At 69.4% G+C, this 21,406-nt stretch carries 17 protein-coding genes; 12 read left to right on the top strand and 5 right to left on the bottom strand.

Annotated elements, in window-relative coordinates; translation table 11 throughout:
- Positions 1–14: 14 nt before the first annotated feature.
- Positions 15–746 carry a cysteate racemase gene (cuyB, locus tag IEZ21_RS37785; protein WP_246568547.1) on the bottom strand — a complete coding sequence of 244 codons (732 nt, stop codon included), beginning with the start codon at positions 744–746 and terminating at the stop codon, positions 15–17.
- Positions 743–2,005 carry a dicarboxylate/amino acid:cation symporter gene (locus IEZ21_RS37780; RefSeq protein WP_189326347.1) on the bottom strand — a complete coding sequence of 421 codons (1,263 nt, stop codon included), beginning with the start codon at positions 2,003–2,005 and terminating at the stop codon, positions 743–745. Before IEZ21_RS37780 ends, cuyB begins: the two co-directional genes overlap by 4 nt.
- A gap of 562 nt (positions 2,006–2,567) precedes the next feature.
- On the opposite strand from IEZ21_RS37780, the gene IEZ21_RS37775 reads away from it, so the two are divergent.
- Complete coding sequence (locus IEZ21_RS37775; protein WP_189326346.1) at positions 2,568–3,275, top strand: SDR family NAD(P)-dependent oxidoreductase; 708 nt, start codon at positions 2,568–2,570, stop codon at positions 3,273–3,275.
- A gap of 300 nt (positions 3,276–3,575) precedes the next feature.
- On the opposite strand, the gene IEZ21_RS37770 is transcribed toward IEZ21_RS37775, so the two are convergent.
- Positions 3,576–4,271, bottom strand: coding sequence for a TetR/AcrR family transcriptional regulator (locus IEZ21_RS37770; RefSeq protein WP_189326345.1), 696 nt, complete (start codon positions 4,269–4,271; stop codon positions 3,576–3,578).
- Here IEZ21_RS37770 and IEZ21_RS37765 point away from each other — a divergent pair.
- Positions 4,251–4,652 carry an MmyB family transcriptional regulator gene (locus tag IEZ21_RS37765; protein ID WP_189326344.1) on the top strand — a complete coding sequence of 134 codons (402 nt, stop codon included), beginning with the start codon at positions 4,251–4,253 and terminating at the stop codon, positions 4,650–4,652. The two genes, IEZ21_RS37770 and IEZ21_RS37765, sit on opposite strands and share 21 nt — an antisense overlap.
- Before the next feature lie 110 nt (positions 4,653–4,762).
- Here IEZ21_RS37765 and IEZ21_RS37760 read toward each other — a convergent pair whose 3' ends face one another.
- Positions 4,763–7,735, bottom strand: a complete 2,973-nt coding sequence (locus tag IEZ21_RS37760; protein WP_189326343.1) for a SpoIIE family protein phosphatase — start codon at positions 7,733–7,735, stop codon at positions 4,763–4,765.
- Between the two features lie 199 nt (positions 7,736–7,934).
- Between IEZ21_RS37760 and rutA the strand changes: the two genes are divergently transcribed.
- Entirely contained in the window at positions 7,935–8,999 is a 1,065-nt protein-coding gene (gene rutA / locus IEZ21_RS37755) for a pyrimidine utilization protein A (protein ID WP_189326342.1), read from the top strand.
- Between the two features lie 41 nt (positions 9,000–9,040).
- Here the strand turns inward: rutA and IEZ21_RS37750 are convergent, their stop codons facing one another.
- On the bottom strand, positions 9,041–10,669 hold the full coding sequence (locus IEZ21_RS37750; RefSeq protein WP_246568545.1) for a sulfatase family protein: 1,629 nt from the start codon (positions 10,667–10,669) through the stop codon (positions 9,041–9,043).
- A 329-nt stretch (positions 10,670–10,998) separates the two neighbouring features.
- Between IEZ21_RS37750 and IEZ21_RS37745 the strand changes: the two genes are divergently transcribed.
- From IEZ21_RS37745 to IEZ21_RS48535, 9 genes are all read left to right on the top strand, one after another.
- A complete protein-coding gene (locus IEZ21_RS37745; RefSeq protein WP_246568559.1) occupies positions 10,999–11,682 on the top strand; it encodes a LuxR C-terminal-related transcriptional regulator in 684 nt (227 codons plus the stop codon).
- Entirely contained in the window at positions 11,679–13,763 is a 2,085-nt protein-coding gene (locus tag IEZ21_RS37740) for an AAA family ATPase (RefSeq protein WP_189326340.1), read from the top strand. The genes IEZ21_RS37745 and IEZ21_RS37740 overlap by 4 nt, the downstream gene beginning before the upstream one ends.
- A complete protein-coding gene (locus IEZ21_RS37735; protein WP_213089405.1) occupies positions 13,760–16,909 on the top strand; it encodes an eCIS core domain-containing protein in 3,150 nt (1,049 codons plus the stop codon). Before IEZ21_RS37740 ends, IEZ21_RS37735 begins: the two co-directional genes overlap by 4 nt.
- Before the next feature lie 80 nt (positions 16,910–16,989).
- On the top strand, positions 16,990–17,355 hold the full coding sequence (locus IEZ21_RS37730; RefSeq protein WP_189326338.1) for a hypothetical protein: 366 nt from the start codon (positions 16,990–16,992) through the stop codon (positions 17,353–17,355).
- Between the two features lie 5 nt (positions 17,356–17,360).
- On the top strand, positions 17,361–18,236 hold the full coding sequence (locus IEZ21_RS37725) for a Pvc16 family protein (protein ID WP_189326337.1): 876 nt from the start codon (positions 17,361–17,363) through the stop codon (positions 18,234–18,236).
- Between the two features lie 32 nt (positions 18,237–18,268).
- Positions 18,269–20,296 (top strand): phage tail sheath subtilisin-like domain-containing protein, encoded by a 2,028-nt coding sequence (locus IEZ21_RS37720; RefSeq protein ID WP_189326336.1) that lies wholly within the window; start codon positions 18,269–18,271, stop codon positions 20,294–20,296.
- 37 nt (positions 20,297–20,333) lie between these two features.
- Positions 20,334–20,768: a phage tail protein gene (locus tag IEZ21_RS37715; protein WP_189326335.1), complete on the top strand. Its 435-nt coding sequence runs from the start codon at positions 20,334–20,336 to the stop codon at positions 20,766–20,768.
- On the top strand, positions 20,768–21,136 hold the full coding sequence (locus IEZ21_RS37710; protein ID WP_189326334.1) for a phage tail assembly protein: 369 nt from the start codon (positions 20,768–20,770) through the stop codon (positions 21,134–21,136). The genes IEZ21_RS37715 and IEZ21_RS37710 overlap by 1 nt, the downstream gene beginning before the upstream one ends.
- A complete protein-coding gene (locus IEZ21_RS48535; protein WP_373302354.1) occupies positions 21,130–21,300 on the top strand; it encodes a DUF6760 family protein in 171 nt (56 codons plus the stop codon). The genes IEZ21_RS37710 and IEZ21_RS48535 overlap by 7 nt, the downstream gene beginning before the upstream one ends.
- Positions 21,301–21,406: the final 106 nt, after the last annotated feature.

Raw genomic sequence — 21,406 nt, 5'->3', positions numbered from 1 at the left:
CGCTCTTCCTCGCCCTATCCGGCTGCGCGATCGGTTCTGGCCCGGCGGACCAGGGCCTGGGCCAGGACGAGAGCCGGGTCGATGAGGGGGACGTCGACGGCGTCGGCGGGCAGCCCGAGGGGGATTTCGGTGCAGCCGGCGATCACCGCCTGCGCACCCTGTTCTGTCAGGCGCTGTGCGGCGCATGCCAGGAGCGCGGTCGTGGTGTCATCACGGATGCCCGCTTTCACCGCGTGGATGGCGGCCATGACCTCGCGGTCCTGGCTGGCGGCATCGGGCAGGACGAGACGGATACCGGAGCGGTCCAGCCACTCCTGGTACAGGCCGGCCCGGACGGTGCCGCTGGTGGCGAGCAGTCCGGCGGTGTGGACGCGGGGGCTCAACGTGGTGAGGTGCAGGGCGACTTCGCCGATCATGTGGACGATGGGCAGGCCCACGTGGTGGGCGATGCGCGGGACGAAGGCGTGCGCGGTGTTGCACGGGATGGCGATGACCGTGGCGCCCGCCTCACGCAGGACGCGACTGCCGTTGAGGAGCCAGGGAGTGGGGTCGGGGCCGTCGCCGAGCAGGGCCTCGGTGCGGTCGGGAGTGGTGGGGTCGGACCAGATGACCGTCCGGAGGTGGTCCTGGTCGCTGGAACCGGGAGTGGTCGCGACGAGCTTGGCGTAGAAGTCGGCGGTGGCGGCCGGGCCCATGCCGCCGAGGATGCCGATGATCTCCGCGGTGGCCGTGCGGGTGGTGGTCACTGTGCGGGTTCCTTCTGGAGGGCTGTGGCCTCGGGCTCGGCCGGGGTACGGGAGATTTCGCGGGTGCCGCGTTTGGCTTCGCGCCTGCTCTCGGAGCTGTCGACGACGGCGGCTGCAAGGGAGTTGCCGATGACGTTCACGCCGGTGCGGGCCATGTCGACGATGAAGTCCACTCCGAGGAGCAGTGCGACGCCTTCGGCGGGCAGGCCGACGGAGTTGCCGGCGGCGATGAGGACGACGATGGAGGCGGAGGCGACGCCGGCCATGCCCTTGGAGAGGATCACCAGCACGCCGACCATGAGCAGCAGTGCGGGCAGGGACGTGTCCGCGCCGTACGCGTTGGCGAGGAAGACCAGGGCGGCGGCCTGGTAGAGGACGGAACCGTCGGTGTTGAAGGAGTAGCCGAGCGGGACGACGAACGAGGTCGTGGACCGGCTGAGGCCGAACGCTTCGAGCTTGCCCATCAGCGGGGCCAGGACGGACTCGGAGCTGCGGGTGACGAAGGCGATCCCGGCCAGCCCGGCGATCGACTTCAGCAGGTCGACGTAGCGGATGCGGTAGATCGCGGCGATGAGCGGGAAGAGCACGCCGATGACGATGGCCAGGCCCGCGTAGACGACGGCGATGAAGCCGATCAGGCTGCGCAGGTTGCCGAAGCCGTAGTGGGCGACGTCGTAGGAGATGAAGCCGAGCACGCCCAGCGGCGCGATGCGGATGACGTAGCCGACGACCTTGAACATCACCGCGGCGACGGACTCCAGCACCGAAGCGAAGGGCTCGGATTTCTCTCCGATCGCGGCCATCGCCACGCCCACGAGGAGGGCGAAGACGATCGCGCCGAGCAGGTTGCCCTCGCCGAACGCGGCGAAGATGTTCTTCGGCACGGCGTGCAGGACCAGCTCGTGGAAGTCGATGCCCTGGCTCATGCCGTCCAGGCCCTTGGCGTCGGCCCTCTCGACGGGGGCGCCCTTGCCGATGCCCGTGAACTTGGCCAGGCCCACCGCGATCAGCAGGATGACGGTGGTGACGAGCTCGAAGTAGAGGATCGCCTTGCCGGCGATACGGCCGACCTTCTTGACCGACTCCATGCGGGCGATGCCCAGCACGATGAGCGGGAAGACCAGGGGCAGGACGACGACCTGCACCAGGTTCAGGAACACCTCCCCGAGGATCTTCATCTGCTCGCCCGCGGACGGGGCGAGGGATCCGATGAGGGCTCCGAGACCGACGGCGATGATCGACTGGGCTCCGATCGGCATCCGGAGACATCGCCGCCAGAACCCTGAGGGCCGGGTTGGTGGGGTGTCTGTGCTGGTGGGGTGGGGCTGCGCGGTGCTCATGAGACCTCCTGCCATATGCAATATATTGCGTTCTGCATGTTGGTCGGTAACACTGGAGCCGGAGGTGGCGGCCTGTCAAGGGGTCCCGCGTCGACATACCGGCTCACGTTCGGCGGCAGCGACGAGGAGCATCAGATGGCGCAGGGCGCACACATCGAGCGCGACCCGGCGGGAGGCAAGGAGATCATCGCCAACCGGGCCCTGGAGATCCTCGGCCACCCGCTGCGCCCCCGGCATCACCGCCAACCGCGAGCACCTCCACGACACCGCCCACCGCCCCGTCGGACTGTCGAAGTCCAGGTCAGCAGGCAGCCGCTCCTTCCGAACGCCGGCGCAGGGCAGGCCGATCCCATCAATCGGATTGGCCTATCCATTTTTATGTTACGGTGGCGACAGTGAACCGGAAGGGCCTATCCGATTCAAAAAGTGGATAGAACTATCCGACTTTCGCTGCCATGAGTCTTCCGAGAAAGGACTTGCTGTGACCAGCATCGCCATCGTCGGAGCCGGGCCCCAGATGGGCCTGGCCATCGCCCGCACCTTCGGCTCCCAGGGCTTCGACGTCGCCCTGATCGCCCGTAACCGCGACAAGCTCGACGACCTCGTCGGCAAGCTCGGCGCCGAGGGCATCACCGCCGCCGCGTTCCCCGCAGACGTACTCGACCGCAGCGCGCTCACCCAGGCACTCAAGGACACCGCCGCACACTTCGGCGGGATCGACGTCCTGGAGTACTCCCCGGTGGGGACGTTCGGCGTCACCACGCTGACCGCTCCGGCCACCACCGAACCGTCCGATGTGGAGTTCGAGATGAACTTCCAGCTCTACGGGGCCATCGCCGCCACCCGGGCGGTGTTGCCGGCGATGCGCGAGGCCGGCGCAGGCACCCTGCTCTACACCACCGGTGCCGGCTCGATCTGGCCCGACCCGCGGGTCGCCAACGTCAACGCCGCCGCCGCGGCGCTGCGCAACTGGGTGATGAACCTGCACAAGGAGCTGGCCGACGCCGGTACCGGCATCCAGGCCGCCCACGTCGGCATCGACTCCTCGATCGGCGTCTCCGTCATTCCCGGCGTGGAGGCGGCCCGGCCCGAGCAGATCACCCCTCTGTACTGGGAGCTGCACACCACCAAGCGCGACGAGGCCGAGCTCGTCTTCAAGCTCGACGACGACGGCTTCCCCCGCGACTGACAGCACACCGAGCCGTACCCGCCCCTCATCGAACCCTGATCGCGCCGCGGTGTTCCGGTCCGCGGCGCGATCGAGGAGGAGGGTTCAGTTCTGCCGGACATTGCCGACGGCACCACGACCACCGACCCGTCCTACGTCGACCCGGCACTGATCAACCCTCGCGCGGTACGTCGTCCGCGTTCAAGGACTTTCTGGCCCGCACGCGCGACGAGGAGGAACTCGTTGATGACCGCAATGCGGATCGTTGCCTCGTAATACTGCTGTTGTGCCGCGTCTCGGCACGGTGATCCGGCCCTGAGGTCAGCTGCTCTTGCCCGGCGGCGGTGTGGTGGTGCCCTGGCCGGCGCGGAGCATGGCCTTGTAGAGGGGTTCGTGCCCGGGTGAGGCGGGCAGGGGGCCGCGGGCGGGAGCCTCCAAGGACTGGATCACCAAGGCGACGACGCGTCGCCAGGCATCCGGGGCGGCGTCGCCGCAGGCGTTGACGACGCCGGCGTTGGCCATGTGGATCAGCACCAGGTCCGAGGGGTCGAAGTCCTCGCGCAGGCGGCCGGTGGCCTTGGCGCGGTCGATGAGGCGCAGCATGGCCTGGTAGGCCTCGCTGCGGCGGGCCTCCAGGACCTTGGCGGTGGGGAAGGTCATGGTCAGGACGTCGGCGAAGCCGCTGTCGGCAGCCTGCATCGCGCAGGCGGCCTCGATGTAACCGACGAAACCGTTCCAGGGGTCGGGGTCTTCCAGGGCGACGGTGACCGCGTCGGCGTAGGCGCCCATGCGGTCGGAGAAGACCGCGTCGACCAGCTCCTCCTTCGTGGGGAAGCGGCGGAACATGGTGGCGATGCCCACGCCCGCCTCGCGGGCCACGGAGGCCATCGAGGCGCTCAGGCCGTCGCGCGCGAACACCGTACGCGCGGCGGCGATGATCCGCTCCCGGTTGCGCTCGGCATCGCTGCGCAGCGGCTGAGCGGCGGGGCCGTCGGGATGGTGGGCGTCAGGAGTCATGCCGACCAGTCTAGCAATCGGATTGACCTATCCATTTTTGTTGCCGCGCTGGCCGAAGCCGCGCGCGAGCCCCACGACCGGGTCCTGCGCGAGCTCATCGGCGAACTGTCCACGCTCAGCCCCGAGTTCCGCACCAGGTGGGCCAGGCACGACGTCCGCATCCGCCACGAGGGCGTCAAGCGGCTGCAGCACCCCGAGGTCGGCCGCCTGGAGCTGACCTTCCGCGCTCTGGACCTGCCAGTGTCCAACCGGGCGGTGCACGAACTGACCTTCTACACCGCCGAGCCGGGCACCGCCGACGAAGACCGGCTCAAGCTCCTCACCAGCTGGGCAGCAACACAGCCCCCGGCCACAGAGCCCACCCGGCACAAGAGTCGCTGACCGCCTGCATCCGGCCACCAGCCACCAGCCACCGGCAGAAGCCCGCCTCGCTCTCACCGCGCCGTCCCTCCGACCGGATGAGCGTTCCGTACGTTCCAGGACGCGTGGGCCTACAGGCTCTGGTCCCCGAAGGGAAGCGCGTCCAAGTCTCCGTCGAAGTCCCCTGTGTCCAGGAACGTCAGGTCCAGGGAAGGGAGCGGCGGTTCTTTGTGGCTGTCGGGGCCGAGCAGGGCCTGTTCGGTCCAGATGCACTTCCCTGTCGGCGTGTAGCGCGTGCCCCAGCGTTGGGAGAGCGCCGTGACCAGTTGCAGGCCGCGGCCTCCCTCGTCGGTTTCCGTCGCGCGGCGGATGCGGGGCATCGTCAGGCTGCCGTCGAAGACCTCGCAGATCAGCTCGGCGCCGTGCAGCAGGCGCAGGCGGACCGGGCCCTTGGCGTGGCGTACGACGTTGCCCACGAGTTCGCTGGCCAGGAGTTCCGTGGTGGGCGTCAGGCCGTCAAGGCCCCAGGCGGAGAGCTGCTCGCGGACGTGGCGGCGGGCCTGGCCGGCCGCTTTCGGGTCGTCGGGGAGTGGCCAGGAGGCGATCTTGTCGCCGGTCAGGGCGTGGAGGCGGGCGATGAGGAACGCCGCGTCGTCGGCCGCCTGGTGCTCGGTGGGGAGCAGACCCTCCGTCAGGGTGTCGCAGAGGCGCTCCAGGTCCGCGTCGGTGCCGTCCTCGTGGGCGGTGTGCAGGAGTCGGGCCAGTTCCGCCATGCCCTCGTCGATCTCCCGCTTCGCCGACTCGACCAGGCCGTCGGTGTAGAGGACGAGCAGGCTTCCCTCGGGGACGGTCAACTCGACCGTCTCGAACGGCGGTTCCGCCGCGCCAAGGGGCGGGTCGGCGGCCAGCTCCGGGAAGTGCACGGTGCCGTCGGGGCTGACGAGGGCGGGCGGCGGGTGCCCGGCGCGGGCTATGGAGCAGACCCGGGTGGTGGAGTCGTAGAGCGCGTACAGGCAGGTGACGTACGACTCCTCGCCCATGCCGCCGACGATGTCGTTGAGGTGGCTCATGATCTCGTCGGGGGGCAGTTCGAGGTCGGCCAGGGTGTGGACGGCGGTGCGCAGCCGGCCCATCGTGGCCGCCTCGGGCAGGCCGTGGCCCATGACGTCGCCTACGACGAGGGCGACCTGTCCGCCGGAGAGCGGGATGATGTCGTACCAGTCGCCGCCCACGTCCATGCCCTGTCCGGCGGGGAGGTAGCGGGCGGCGGCCGTGCACGCGGGCAGGTCGGGCAGGCCCCGGGGAAGCAGACTGCGCTGGAGTTCGCGGGACCGGCCGTGCTCGGCGTCGTAGAGCCGGGCCCTTTCCAGGGCCTGCGCGACGAGGGCGGTGATCGTGGTCAGCAGGGTGCGCTCCTCGTCGGTGAGGCGGCGCGGACGGTCGAAGGCCACGACGCACACCCCGAACGTGTGGCCGGAGGCGGTCAGCGGCAGAAACGCCCAGGCCTGTTTGCCGGCGTGGCCGGGCAGGTCGGCCCGTCCGGGGTAGCGCGTGGCGAATTCCTGCGGGGAGGACAGGAACAGCGGCGTGCCGGCCAGGATCGCGTCCCAGAGCGGGTTGGGCTGGATCGGCTCGCGGCTGTCGAGCCGGTCGAGGAAGTCTTCCGGGTAGCCGACGGACCCGACGTTGCACAGCCGGTCGCCCTCGCGCACCTGCACCACAAGGCTGGTGGCGGCGAACGGCGGCAGCACCCGCCGGGCGACCGCGTCCACCACGTCCTGTGAGGTCGTCGCCTTGGCGAGTGCCGTGGTCAGCTCCGTGATCCGGGCCGCTCGTTCGGACACGGCGCGTTCGGCCACCCGGTGCTCCTCCGCGAGGCGCCGCTTCTCGGTGACGTCGGTGAAGTAGAGGGTGCGGCCGTCGGGTCCCGGGACCAGCCGCAGGTGGTAGCGGCGCCCGCTGTCCGGCACGTGTACGTCGAAGCCGGCGGGCCTCTCCTCGGCCGCGGCCCGTCGGCAGCGGCTCTCCAGTCCGGGGACCTGCCGGGCGGAGGGCAGGTCCCACAGGATGCGGCCGAACAACTCCTCCTCGGAGAAGCCGAGCATGCGTTCCGCCTCCAGGTTGGCGAAGGTGATCCGCCATGCGTCGTCCACCGCCAGGAAGCCGTCGCTCATGTGGCGCAGGGCTCGGCTGAGGGCGTCACGGGCGGTGCGGGGCTCGTTGCTGTCCCAGCCCACGCCGATCATCCGGTGGGCTTCGCCCTGTTCGTCGTACGTCGCCCTGCCGCGGGCCTGGGTCCAGCCCCAGGTTCCGTCCAGTTTGCGCACCCGGTACTCGGCCTCGTACACGCCGTGCTCCCGTATCGCCCCCTGCGCCGCCGCCAGCGTCGGCGCCAGGTCGTCGGGGTGGACGATCCTCATCCAGTTCTCGATCTTGCCGGTGAAGTCCTCGGGCCTGGTGCCGTAGAGCTCGAGGGCCGCCTCGTCCCAGATCAGGTCGCCGGTCTGGATGTTCCAGTCCCACGAGCCGACGCTGACCTCCTTCATCGCCTGCCGCAGGCGCTCTCCGCTCAGCTCCGTCTGGGAGGGCCCGGACGGCGGCGGCGCCTGCACCATGCGCTCCTCGGTCCAGGCGATCACGGCCCGCAGGAAGTCCCACTGCTCCGGGGTGGGCTCGCCCCCGTCGCCCATCAGGAGGGTGAGCGCGCCGATGCTGCGGTCCCCGCTGAACACCGGTAGGGCGGCCAGGCCGGTGCCGGGCCACGTGACGTCCGCCGCTTCCGCCGGAAGTCCGGCGGGATCGGGGCGGCCGGCCGGGTCGGCGAGCCCGTCGGATTCCAGCGGCACCCATACGCCACTGCCCTGGTGCAGGGCACGGGCCGGGGCCAGCGGGCCCTCCTGGTCGAGGATCTCCCAGGGGCGGGTGAGGGCGGGAGGGAGACCGGCCGCCGACACCAGGCGCAGCGCGGACATGGGGCCACGAAGATGAACCGTTCCGCCCAGGGCGCCCAACTCGCCCACCGCATGCTGGAGTGCGAGCCGGAAGAGTTCACTTTCCGTGACACCGGGGACAACCGTGCTCAGCAAAGCCAGCCGTGCGTTCATGCCGCGGACCTTATCGTTCTCATCTCGGTCAAAACCACGCTTCGCAGGATTCTCACGCTCATCCCCGGGCGGCGCCACAGGGTATCAACAGCGGTGAAGGTGAAGGGAGTTGGCTGAGCACATCGTCAACTCCCCGCCGTGTAACGGGAGTAACGCTCAAGCCCTGTGTAACAGGCTTCCCCACGGGCAGCCTGGCGGCATGGATATCGGCGTCTTCATCCCCATCGGCAACAACGGCTGGCTCATATCGAAGAGCTCCCCGCAATACATGCCCACCTTCGAACTGAACAAGGCCATCGTGCAGAAGGCCGAGGAGCACGGGCTCGACTTCGCACTGTCGATGATCAAGCTCAAGGGGTTCGGCGGCGAGACCGAGTTCTGGGACCACTGCCTCGAGTCGTTCACGCTGATGGCAGGCCTGGCCGCCGTGACGGAGCGCATCAAACTGTACGCCTCGACACCGATCCTCGTCCTGCCGCCGGCGATCGTCGCGCGCATGGCCGTGACGGTCGACTCGATCGCCCCCGGCCGGTTCGGCGTCAACATCGTCACCGGCTGGGCGCCGGGCGAGTACTCCCAGATGGGCCTGTGGCCCGGGGACGAACACTTCGGCAACCGCTATGCCCGGGCCGTCGAGTACGTCACCGTGATGAAGGAGCTGTGGAGCGAGGGCGTCAGCAACTTCAAGGGCGAGTTCTACGAGATGGACGACTGCGTGCTGTCACCGCGGCCGGCGAACGGGCACATTGACATCGTTGCCGCGGGCCAGAGCAACACCGGAATGAAGTTCGCCGCCGAGCACGCCGAGTACAACTTCGTCCTGGGCAGCGGTGTGAACACCCCGCTCGCGCTCTCGGACACCACGGCCACGCTCGTGGACGCGGCGCGGGAGACCGGCCGCGACGTCGGAGCGATGTCGCTGTTCATGGTCATCGCGGACGAGACCGACGAGGCCGCCCAGGCGAAGTGGCAGGACTACCACGACAACGCCGACCGTGCGGCGCTGGCGTACATGGCGGGGGAATCGGCCACGGACAAGACCGCCGACGACTCCTCGACCGCCCGCACCATCTCGCTGCCCGAGGGCGCCGTGAACTTCAACATGGGCACGCTCGTCGGCTCGTACGAGACCGTCGCGAAGATGCTCGACGAGGTCGCCGGGGTCTCCGGAACCAAGGGGATCATGCTGGTGTTCGACGACTTCCTCGAAGGCATCGAGAACTTCGGTACCCGCATCCAGCCGCTGATGCGGTCCCGGTCGTGAAGTCCCGCTCATGACCTGGCGGAGCCCGCCCCGCCTGCCGTTCAGCCCCGCTGGTGACCGAAGCGAGCACCTTTCAGGGTGAGGCCGTGCACGGCGGGGTCCACGCGGCGCTGGGGGTGAGTGCGCACCGGGGCGGGCTCGATCACCGCCGGGGGCTCATCCGCCTCCGCCATCCGGCGCAGCAGCCGTTCGCGCAGGTCGTCGGCGAGGTCCCGATGGGAGGCCAGGCCGACGAGGTTGTCCAGCTCGTAGGGGTCGTGGGCCAGGTCGTACAGGGCGGTCTCGATGTAGCGGTCCGCCGACGGCCGGCGCCATGGGTCGGTGTCGGGCGCGCTGACGTGGTACTTCCAGCGGGAGGTGCGGATCGCCCTGCCGCACTCGGCCTCGCTGATCTGGATGTACGCCTCGTCCGGCCACTCGGCCCCGGGATCGCGGACCATGGGCAGGAAGGACCGCCCCTGCATGTCGTCGGGCACGCCGATCCCCGCGGCGTCCAGCAGTGTCGGGGCAAGGTCCATGGTGCTGACCGGGGTGTCGATCGCCCGGCCGCCGTCGAAGCCGGGTCCGCGCACGGCGAGCGGCACCCGCACGGAGCTGTCGTGGCAGGAGCGCTTGTACTCGTCGTTGCGCGTCTTGAAGTGGTTGCCGTGGTCGGAGGTGAACGCGACGATCGTGTCGTCGAGGAGGTCCATGCTGCGCAGCGCGTCCAGCAGTCGGCCGAGCCCCTCGTCGACGCGGCGGATCTGCCCGAGGTAGCCGCCGATGTGGCGGTGCGCCGAGCCGCCGGAGGCCGACAGGGCGGCGAGGTCGGGCGGCATCCAGCGGCCCTGGTAGCGCTGCGCGTAGCCGTCCGGCGCCGGGTAGCTGTCCACCTCGTTCTGGTGGTGCGGCTCGATGAGGGAGCAGAAGAGGTAGAACGGCTCGGCGTGATGGTCGGCGGCGTAGCGTACAGCCGCGTCTAACAGGGCGTCGGAGCGGTAGCCGGGCAGGAGAACCGGCCTGCCGCCCTCGTCGTACATGACCGTCCTGTACGCGTCGGAGGTGAACTCCAGGGTGTTGGAGCCCAGCCAGGAGCCGTAGCCGCCGCGCTCCTCGGGCGGTACGGGGTCACTGCCCGCCAGGTGCCATTTGCCGAGATAGCCGGTGGCGTAGCCGGCCGCGCCGAAGTGATGGGCGAGGGTGCGGCTGTGCTCGGGCAGGGGGATGCCGTTGCGGAAGCAGCCGGTGGTCGTCGGGTACTGCCCGGTCTGGAGGGCCGCCCGCGCCGGGGCGCACACCGGCTGCGGGGTGATCGCCTGCACGGCGTGCGTACCGGTGCGCGCCATGCTGTCGAAGTTGGGCGTCAGGCCGAGCGGGTTGCCGTGCGCCCCCGTGGTGTCCCAGCGCTGTTGGTCGGTGAAGACGACGATGACGTTCGGGGGCCGTTCCGGCATGGCGCTCCTTCGGTTCGCATAGCTGGTCACGACCGTCTCAGATCGAGCCGCGGCGGATGAACGTCCAGGGCAGCACCAGCTCGCGCCCCTCCGGCGGTCCGCCGCCAGCCTGTCGAACAGCAGCCCGACCATCTCGGTGAAGTCCAGGTGCGGCTGCCCGACCGTGCTCAGGGCGGGTCTGGTGATCAGCCCCTCCTTCAGGTTCCCGACGCCGAGCACGGCGACGTCATGGGGCACGGACAGGCCCGGACGAGCACGCAGACGCCGAAAATGATGCGGTGCTGCCCCTCGTCATCAGCGAGTATCCGCCAAGCGTGACCGACACGAGCGGTGAAGTTCACGGCGGCCGTTGGCTTCAGCCGGTTCCTGATGTGATTGACGATACGTCAGTTACCAGTGTTGAAGTGCGGATTCCCAGAGGGGGACGGTAACTCGGCGGCCGAGTAAGGGATATGGCCAGTCCTGGCCGCCAATTCGTCGAATTTATCGGGACTTGGCTTGACATGGCGGCGCCCCGGCAGTCTGCTGCACAGGAGTCGGGGGGTGTGCATATGCTCCGGATCTTGGTGATCGCCGAGGTCCGACTGTATCGGGACGGTCTTGCGCAGATACTTGCCGCGCATGCCGATATCGAGGTCGTCGGAAATCTGCGGCACTGGAAGGACGCCGTTCCGCTGCTTGCCGTGGCGCGTCCGGACATCGTGCTGCTCGAGGCAGCACCCGCCGAGAAGGTCGCCGCAGTGCAGCAGCTCACCCAGGGGCCGGGCACGGTGCAGGTGATCGCCCTTTCCATCGCTGACCACGACGATGTCGTCTCCTGGGCAGAAGCGGGGATTTCCGGGTTCGTCACCCGGGACGATTCCCTCTCCGATCTCTTCGCCATCGTCCGGAGCGTGACCCGGAACGAGATGCCCTGCTCACCGCGGGTCGCCTCGGCACTGCTTCGCCGGGTCGGCGCACTCGCGACGCATCGCGCCGGGCCCGATGTTCGGCTCACCGTACGGGAGTTGGAGGTGCTCGGACTGATCGAGCGCGGACTGTCCAACAAAGAAGTGGGCCGGGCGCTCTGCATCCAGCTGGCGACGGTGAAGAACCATGTGCACAACATCCTGGAGAAGCTGCAGGTGACCCGGCGGGCGGATGCCGTGGCTGTGGCGCGGGGACTTACCGGGCCGCATCCTGGACTCCGCCCCGCACCCTCGGCCGGCTCGGGCCTGCCGGAGCGCCGGTCCAGCCCGAGCCTGCAGTGAACGAGGGCCTGTCGGCCGCGCTCGGCCGGCTCGATGTGCTGCTCGCCGCCGCCATCGACCTGGCTGAGCAGGCCTATGGCACCACCGCGGCGTCCGATCCCTTCCGCGGTCTGCACATCGACCTCGCAGAGGTCGAGAGGCTGCTCGCCCGCCCGCCGGGGCAGCCGCTGCTCACCGTGGACGCCGACGCCCATCCCCGCCCCGGCTTCACCGGCACCCGGATGGGAAGCCTTCAGGAGCGGTTCGGACTGTCCGGCTTCGATCTCGATGTCGTGGTCATTGCGCTCGCACCCGAACTCGACCTGCGTTACGAGCGGTTGTACGCATATCTCCAGGACGACGCCACCAAGCGGCGGCCCACCGTCGACCTCGTACTCAATCTGCTCTGCTCGACCCCCGAGGAGAAGGTCCGCCGCCGGGACCGCCTCACGGGAGACGCCCCGCTGCTGCGGAACAAAGTGGTGCGGCTGATTCCGGACACCGGTGCGGAGGCGCACGGAACGCCACTACTGGCGCACACCGTGGCACTCGACGCGCAGATCGTGACCTTCCTGACCGGGGGCGCCGGCCCGGATTCCCGGCTGGCCGAGTTCACCTCACTGCTTGACCCCACCGCGTTCCAGAATGAGTTGGCGCCCGAACTGCGACAGCTGACCGAGGCATTGACCGAGGCGGCGGGAAAGCAGGTCCCCCTGCGGGTGCACCTTCAGGGGCTGCCGGGCTCGGGGCACCGCCAGGTCGCCGAGCTGGCCGCTCTGGGGGCCGGCCGTCCGCTGCTCGCGGCGGATCTGACTCTCACCGGCCAATTCCCCGAAGATCTGGCCCGACTGCTGTTCCAGGAGGCCGAGTTCAGGGACGCGGTTTGCTTCGTCGGCGGCGTCGACACCCTGCTCACCGCGGCCCGCACCGCCGAACTCTATGGCTTCGTACGCCACCTCACCCACTCGCATGCCACGGTCGTCCTGGCGGGCGCCGAGCCCTGGCCCGCACTTCAGGGCGTGGACGGCGAGCCACCGGCCGCGGTGATCAGCGCTCTCTGCCCGCTGCCCGACGCACCCCGGCGCCGCACGCTCTGGCGCACGGAACTCGACCGCAATGGCCTGGAGTTGCCGGACGGCGAACTGGGTCTGCTCGCCGACCGGTTCCGCCTCACTCCGTGGCAGATCACCGAGGCCGCGACGCTGGCCGGCCAACTCCCCCGCCGGGCCGACGCCACCGCCCTGGAGGCCCTCTTCGCGGTCGCCCGCGCCCGCTCGGCCCACCAGCTCGGCCCGCTCGCCGACAAGATCGAGCCGGTCCACCGGTGGGGCGACATAGTGCTGCCCCCGGACGCCCTCGACCAGCTGCGGGAACTCTGCGACCGGGTCGCCCGGCGTGAACTCGTGCTGTCCGACTGGGGTTTCGGAGCCAGACTCTCGCTGGGCCGGGGCGTCAGTGCGCTCTTCGCGGGCCCGCCGGGCACGGGCAAGACCATGGCCGCCGAGATCGTCGCCCGCGAACTCGGCATCGACCTCTATCGGATCGACCTCTCCGGCATCGTCAGCAAATGGATCGGCGAGACCGAGAAGAACCTCGACCGCATCTTCCGTACCGCCGAGAACGCCAACGCGGCACTCCTCTTCGACGAGGCCGACGCACTCTTCGGCAAGCGCTCCGAGGTCAGGGACGCCCACGACCGGTACGCCAACATCGAAGTGTCGTATCTCCTGCAGAAGATGGAGACGTACGAGGGCCTGGCCATCCTCGCCACCAACCGCATCGAGAACCTTGATGAGGCGTTTCTGCGCCGGCTGGGGTTCGTCGTGCGCTTTCCGTTCCCCGACACGCTCCAGCGCCACCGCATCTGGGAACGCGTCTTCCCCGCGGGCGTTCCGCTGGCCGAGGAGCTCGACCACAGCGCCTTCGCGCACCGGTTCATGCTCAGCGGGGCGGAGATCAAGAACGTCGCCCTCGGCGCGGCCTACCTGGCGGCCGCGCGGGGCTCTGCGGTGACGAGCGCGCTGGTGCTGCATGCGGTGCGCCGTGAGTACGAGAAGGCGGGGCGGGTCTTCGTCGGGGACCTGGAGGGTGATGCGGGGTGAGGACTCATGGGCGTACGACATCCAAGGACAGCGAACGCACCACCACGCACCCGGCGCCGTCGCGTACCCAGCCTCCCAGCGTGCGGGCCTCGCTGCCTGCAACCCAACGCGCCTACGGCAACCGCGCCGTGGGGGCGCTCCTGGGCCAACCCTTGGAGCCCGGGCTCCGCTCGCGGCTCGAATCCAGACTCGGCGCCGACTTCACCGACGTACGCCTGCATGTCGATGCCAGGTCACCGCGGGAGCTGGGCGCTCCAGCGGTCACCCAGGGCGAGCACATCTACCTGGCACAGGGCGAGCACCGCCCGGACAGCGCGGCCGGGGCTCGGCTGCTGACGCACGAGCTGGCACATGTGGTGCAGCAGCGGGGGCCTGCTGGGACTCCCTTGGCCGCGGGCCGGGCGGAGGCCGAGGCGGATGCGACGGTCGCGGGCGGAGCCACCCCGACACCGGGCAGCGCGCCGGCGGGGGCGGTGCAGCCGGCGCCGCCGGTGCTCGGCCGGTTGCGCTATCCCGATCTGCCCTGGGACAGGGACCGCGCCAAGGCTCTCTCGATGCTCAGTCCGGACCAGCGGGGCCTCGTCGAGGGGGAGGAACGCGAGATAGCGGGGCTCAACAGGGAACAGGAACTGCGCCGCGCGGCTGAACTCCAGGGTGTGCCTGGGGAGCTCGCCGAGGAGGAGGCGGCGCCGACGGATCCTTCCCTGCTCGAACGGGCCTCGGGGTACGCGGCCTGGGCCGGCTCGACGATCACGGGGCACAGCAACTACACCTTGGTCCGGGATCGGGTCCCGAACCAGGAGGGGGCAGAACTCGCCCACGCCATCTGCGAACACACCCGTAGTCACGGAGAGATCGCGGACGCGCTCGAAGGCTCGGACAATCCCGAACGGGTGGCGGCGGCCATCATGCGATCCCCCATGCTCTCCTCATCACTCCCCCTGAAGCAGCTGGCCGGCACTCCCGACGGGCGCCGCCTGCTCGATCTTCTGCACAGACACCTCACCGCGGGCATGACAGGGCCGGTCGGCGGCCTGTTCCGTGGCGCACTCCCCATTCCCCTCCTGGACGACTCGGACCAGCTGATGAAGGGGGCGGCCCGCGTCATGCAGGCGCGGCTGTCCGCGACGCCGGTCGAGCGATGGGCCGAGGCCGCCGCCCACCCGGAGAAGGTCCCTTTCCTCCCCTTCCAGATGCAGAACTTCAACAAGTCCCCGCAGTCTCCCCTGGAGGCATGGTTCATCCCCGGGGGCAAGCTGCGGGTGCGGCTGCGCAGCACGACCGTGACCGACTATCCCGAGGAGTGGCAGGGACTCAAGAGGTTCAACGCCGTGACGGTCGACCTCGACCCCGACGAGATCATCGCCGTGCGCCGCTACGACCAGGGGGGCCGCCTACAGCCCATGCCGGCCCGGGGTCTGCTCCAGTTGCACCAGGAGTTCCTGCAGAACGCCACGAGGAAGGTGCAGCTTACGGGCAGCATCGGCACGGGCATCGCGGGCGGAGCCGCCGGCGCGACGACGAAGCTCGGCAAGGCCCTGCTGTGGGGAGACCGGGCATCGCTCGCCCTCGCGGCGGCCGCACCGCTCGTCGACGAGAACCGCGACTGGCTGAAGGAGAACAAATTCGAGGGCGTCCTCGACACCTTCGACTTCCTGAACGCGGCGAGCCAGTGGTACGGCCTCGGGCGCATGGCCATGGCAGCACCGGAGCTCCTGTACTCGCTGCACAGGCGGCGTACGGAGTTCAGGAAACGGCGGCAGGAGCTGGGCGAGTCGGTGCCACGCGAGCGGGAGGCCGTGCTTGACGCGATCGAGCGGCAGCTCGCGGCGATTCCGGAGCCCAAGCCCGGGCCGGATCCGGTACGCCGGGCATCGGCGGACGAGAGTCCCGGCCCTCTGGCGCGAACGGATCAGCTACTGGTCACCTCCAAGTCGAGCCAGGAGATGGAACGGGCGGTGTCCGCCTACAGACGGAGCCAGGGCCTGGACATGGCGCGGAGGCTGTCCGCCTTCGAGCAGAGCCATGAGCCCCCACCCCTGTCGACCACCCCGCAGCGGAATCTGGACTTCGAACGGGAGGGCTTCACCGTGCAGGGGTCTGGGCCCCGGCGATCCGGAAGCCGTGGATCCGGAGGCCGTGCGGCCGGTCCAGGAATGACCGCAGCTGCCTCAGGAAGCGTCAATACGCCTCCCATCTGGACGTCTCTGCTCCCCGAAACCCAAACCCCGCCCCGTCCTGCCCACGACACCACCCCGTCCGGCTGGACGACCGGGAACGGCGCCGAACCGCAGTCCACTTTCCAGGCCTACGCGCCGGATCCGATACCCAGCGTCGGCTCCAAGAGGCGGTCCGCCGACGCTCCGGCCGCCACGACCGCGCCGGAACCAGCCACGGCGCCCCGCGCTGCGACCGGTTCCGAACCGACCCAGCAGGCCCGGCCGTCAGGTGACGCCCTCGACGACCCGACCCCCCTGCGCCTCCCCGGCGAGCGGTCCAGGGAGCAGTCCGGGGGCCTGACAGCTCCAGGGGCTCCGTCCTCCGGCCCGATGACCGCCCCCCGAGCCGAGGGCGGCGGGCCACGGTACTTCCCGCCCGCACGCACGACGCCGCCCCCGGTCGCCGAGCCCGAGGAGGAGCGAACGCCGCTCGAACTCGCCAAGAAGGTCCCCCTCCTCAAGGTCCGTCGCGGCGTCTTCCGCATGACGCCCGAGCTCCGCGCGCTCTTCCGCGACCTCCCCATCTATCTGGATCCGGTGAAGAACGAGTGGATGGACAGCCCAGGGGTCCTGCAACCCGACCACTTCGTACCGGTGACGTACATACTCAACGAGATCATTGGCCCCCAGCGGATCAATCTGCTGACCAACGAGCAGATCAGCGCACTGCTCACCTACGAGGGAAACATCGCGGCGTTCCCAGCCCCCCAGAACTACTCGAAGCAGGGCCTTCTTCCCTCCCAGTGGCGCAAGTTCAGGGACGAGGACATCGACCCGGCATGGTCTGAGCAGGCCTACCGCTTCGAGCAGGAGATCATCGCTGAGCTGACACACAAGATGAACGACTACATCATCGCCAACCAGGCCGCTGCGGCGAAGCCCAAGAAGAAGAAGACCTCCGCTCCCGGGGATCCACACCCACCCTGAATCCAAAGTAGCCCCCAAGGCCCATACCGAACTCCCCCGCCCCGGACCAGACTCGGGACTCCGCTGCGGAGGGAACCGACGTGGCCGACATCAGGGTCGTGCTGATCGACATGCCGCAGCTGCTGCGGCAGATTCTCCAGGACGTCATCGACGCCAGTCCCGGGATGACCGTGGTCAGGGCGCATCCGCGCCGGGTGCCGTTGGTCGAGGCTGTCGACCGGGATGCCGCTCAGGTCGTGGTGTTCGGGCAGGAGTCCCTGCAACTGGCCCCCGAATGCCGGGAGTTGCTAGAGCAGCGGCCGCGGGTACAGGTGCTCGCGGTCTCCAGGGACGGGGTGCGGACCACGTTGTACGGGCTGCGGCCGCACCGGGAGTTGCTCGGTGAGCTGGAGCCGGAGCAGCTGGCCGATGCCATTCGTGGTGTGGCCGCGCGGGCGGAGTGGTGAATGCGATGGAGACGGAGACCGATGTCGCGCTGCGGGAGCTGTTCACGGAACGGATGACCTCGCTGGGAGCCGGTGGGCCCGGCGGAGTCGCACCGGAACAGCTCGGTTTCGGGCCGCCGGACATCGACTGGGCCCGTGACATCACCCCGCTGGCGCCCAAACTGGCGCTCAATGTCTATCTCGTCGATGTGCGTGAGAACCGGGCACTGCGGTCCAACGAGCGGGTGAGCTCCGTACAGGCAGGCCGGACGGTCCGGCGGCAGGCCCCGGCGCGGGTCGACTGGCACTATCTGATCTCGGCCTGGAGTGCGTCGTCCGACCGCAGGACCGCCACCCAGGCCGAGCACACGGTGCTCAGCGAAGCTGTGTCCGTGCTGATTCAGGCACAGGTGCTGACCACGGCGGACGGCGAGTTGCCGATCGAGGTGGCGCCGCCGGGCGGTTTCCCCGAACTCGCCGACTTCTGGGGCTCGATGGGGGAAGGGCACCGCTGGCGTCCGGTGATCCTGCTGATCGTGACCACCGCGGTGGCGCGGGCGGCCGAGGCCGTCGCGCCGGAGGTGACGACACGGTTCACCGAGTACCGGGTCGCCGGCGAGCCCGGCAGCGCGGAGACCCGGATCCAGATCGCGGGGGTCGTACGGGACACGGGGCTCGCCCCGCCGGTTCCCGTCGCCGGCGCCTGGGTGCAGCTGGAGACCGTGGGCCTCGCCCCGATGGCGGCGACCCGGACCAACGGACGCGGGGAGTTCACCTTCCTCGATGTGGCGCCCGGCACCTACCGGTTGCGGCTGCGGGCCCCGCACCACGACGAGCCGCCGGCGACCACCCCGATCACCGTGCCCTCGCCGACCGGACGCTACGACCTCGCCCTGCCCTGATGCGGGCCGGACGGAACCAGGAGTGATGCAGCATGACCCAGGCCGGCTATCCGGGCGTCTACATCGAGGAGTTCACGCCCGGCAGCCCCATCGCGGGCATCAGCACCAGCACGGTCGCCTTCCTCGGCACCGCGAAACGCGGCCCGTCGAACCGGCCGACCCGGATCAACAGCTGGGACGCCTTCAAGGCGGAGTTCGGCGACTTCCTGGCCGAGCGGCCGGCCGGGTATCTCGCCCCTGCGGTCTACGGGTTCTTCCTCAACGGCGGCCAGGACTGCTTCATTCTGCGGGCCTCTACGGCGGGGTACTCCTCCCTCGAGCTGCAGGGGCAAGGCGCGAAGAGCGAGCCGGTGCTGGACATCGAAGCCGTCGAGGAAGGCGTGGGGGGCGACGCGATCGAGGTGGAGGTACGCCACTCCAGCCTGCTCGCCGATGTGTTGGCGGGAGCGGGCCCGGACCTGGCTGTGCACCATGTTGCAAGGAAGGTCAGCGCAGTGGGACTGCCGGTGGTGGCCGCCGACCGAGCGACAATCCCCGTTGTGAACAACGCCGGTTTCCTGGTGGGAGAACAGGTCTGGCTGGACGACTCAGAAGACCCACACGTCGCGCCCCGCCACGAGAGCACCGTGGCGGGCACGCCCGACAACGACAAAGTGGTGCTGGCCGACCCCGTGCTCGGCGCGGCAACCTACGCCAATGGCACGCTGCGCTCCGTCGATCTGCCACCGGGCCGACGTGACCTACTGGTCGAGCTACCCGACGACGTACGCCTCGACCGCGCCCTACCGCGCGGCGCCACGGTGACCATCAGTAAGGGCCCCGCGAATCCGGACTACCGCACCGTCGAGTCGACCACCACGCACAGCGGCTGGGGCAGCATCACCCTGGACCGAGGTCTGTCGCGCAAATTCGTGACGACCGGCGCCCCACCCCGAGTCGCCTCCCTGGAGTTCGATCTGATCGTGCGCAAGGGGGGCCTGCCGGTGACGTACGACCATCTCTCGATGAACCCCGAGCACCCCAACTACTCCGAAAGTGCCGTCACTTCCAACCTCATCACCGTCCGGGAACACGTACCCCCGCCGGAGGCGCCTGCCGACGATCCCCGTCCGAAGCAGGTCCAGGTTTGGACGCGCCTGATCGACGGCAAGGACGACGACCGCCCGGTCGCCTGGTCGGACCTGACGAACGACCCCACGGACGAGCTGACCCGCCTCGACCCCTACGGCGAGATCGACATCGTCTGCATCCCCGGCGCCACCAGCCGAGAAGCCCAAGCGGCGCTCGTCACGTACTGCGAGCAGAAGAAGGACCGGGTGGCGATCCTGGACTCCGCCCCGATCCCGCGGGGGGACTCGACGAACAACGAAGTGATCGCCCAGGCCAACGGGGTGCACGGCGAGAACCTGGGTTTCGGCGCCCTGTACTACCCGTGGATCCGGGCCCGCAACCCGCTGACCCGGCGCCTCGAACTCTGGCCCCCGTCGGGCCATGTGGCCGGCGTCTACGCCCGTACGGACGCGACAGACGGCGTACACACCGCCCCAGCCAATGCCACGCTAAACGGCGCCCTCGGCCTGGAGCGGCTGCTCAGCAACGCCCAGCAGGCGCCGTTGAACGGGGCGGGCGTCAATGTGCTGCGCGTCTTCCCGGGCCAGGCGACCCCTCTGGTGTGGGGCGCGCGGACCACCGCCGACTCCAAGAGGAACGCGAACTGGCAGTACGTGAACATCCGCCGGCTCTTCATCTATCTGGAGAAGTCCATCGAGGAGAGCATCCAGTGGGCCGTCTTCCAGCCCAACAACCTCGCTCTCTGGCAGGAGTTACGCCGCACCATCGGCGACTTCCTCACCAAGGCATGGCGGGACGGCGCGCTCTTCGGTGCCACCGCCAGAGACGCCTTCTACGTCCGCATCGACGAGGTGCTCAACCCGGAGAGCGAGCGCGCGCTCGGCCGACTCGTGATCGAGATCGGCGTGAAGCCCACGTATCCCGCGGAGTTCATCGTCATCCGGATCGGTATCTGGCAGGGCGGCTCGGAGATCTCCGAGAGCCAGTAGCAGCCGCAGACAGCAGTCGCAGACCAAGGAGGCCGCCATGGCGCCGACCGCACAGCGGGTGGATCCGCTCACCAGCTTCAACTTTCTCGTCACCATGAACGGCCTGACCCGGGCGGCGTTCCAGGAGTGCACCGGCTTCAGCTCCTCGATCGATCTGATCGAGCACCGCGAGGGCGGGGCGCCGTATCCGGCGAAGCTGGCCGGACTGACCAAGTACGGCAATGTGGTGCTGCGCCGCGGGATCACCGACGACCTCGAGCTGTACGAGTGGCATCTGGCCGCGGTCAACGGCGACATCCAGCGCCGCAACGGCTCCATCGTGCTCCTGGACCGCAAGGGCGAGGAGAAGGCCCGCTGGAACTTCTTCGACGCCTGGCCGCAGCGCTGGGAGGGACCGGCGCTCAACTCCGAGAACAGTGACATCGCCATCGAGACCTTTGAGCTGGCGGTCGAGCGGCTGGAGCGGGCGTGATGATGCTGCAGACCGAGCGCGAGTTCACGCTTCCCCGCGGCTATCTGGACGAGGAGGGCACCCTGCACCGCGAGGGTGTGATGCGCCTGGCCACCGCGGCGGACGAGATCCTGCCCCTCAAGGAGAGTACGGTCCAGAAGAACCCGGCGTATCTGACGGTGATCGTGCTCTCCCGGGTCGTGACCCGGCTCGGCACGGTCAAGCTGATCACTCCGCCGCTGATCGAACGGCTCTTCGCCGCTGACGTGGCCTTTCTGCAGGACCTCTACAACGAGCTCAACGGTGACGACTCGGCCGCCCTGGCCGTCGAATGCCCGAGCTGCAGGCACCGATTCGAGGTGGGGCGTACGGCGGCGGGCAGATCGTAGGTCACCCTCTCGCGGAGCTGTACGAGGAGGTGGCCTTCGTCGCCTACCACTTCCACTGGAGTCTGGAGGACATCATGGCCCTCGAACATGCCGAGCGGCGGCGCTGGGTGTCCGGGATCTCCCGCATCAACCAGCGGATGAACGAGGCGACGACCCATGAATGAGGGGATGTTGGGCCTGAGGACCAGGACGGTGAGCTGCGTGGGCAGTGGCTGGTCCGGGCGAATCAACGGCTTCCGGTGCGCTGTACGGACACTGCGTCCGGCAACG

The organism is Streptomyces flaveus (assembly GCF_014647675.1).
GTDB classification, from domain to species: Bacteria; Actinomycetota; Actinomycetes; order Streptomycetales; family Streptomycetaceae; genus Streptomyces; species Streptomyces flaveus.
This window is presented reverse-complemented; position numbering and strand designations above follow the sequence as displayed.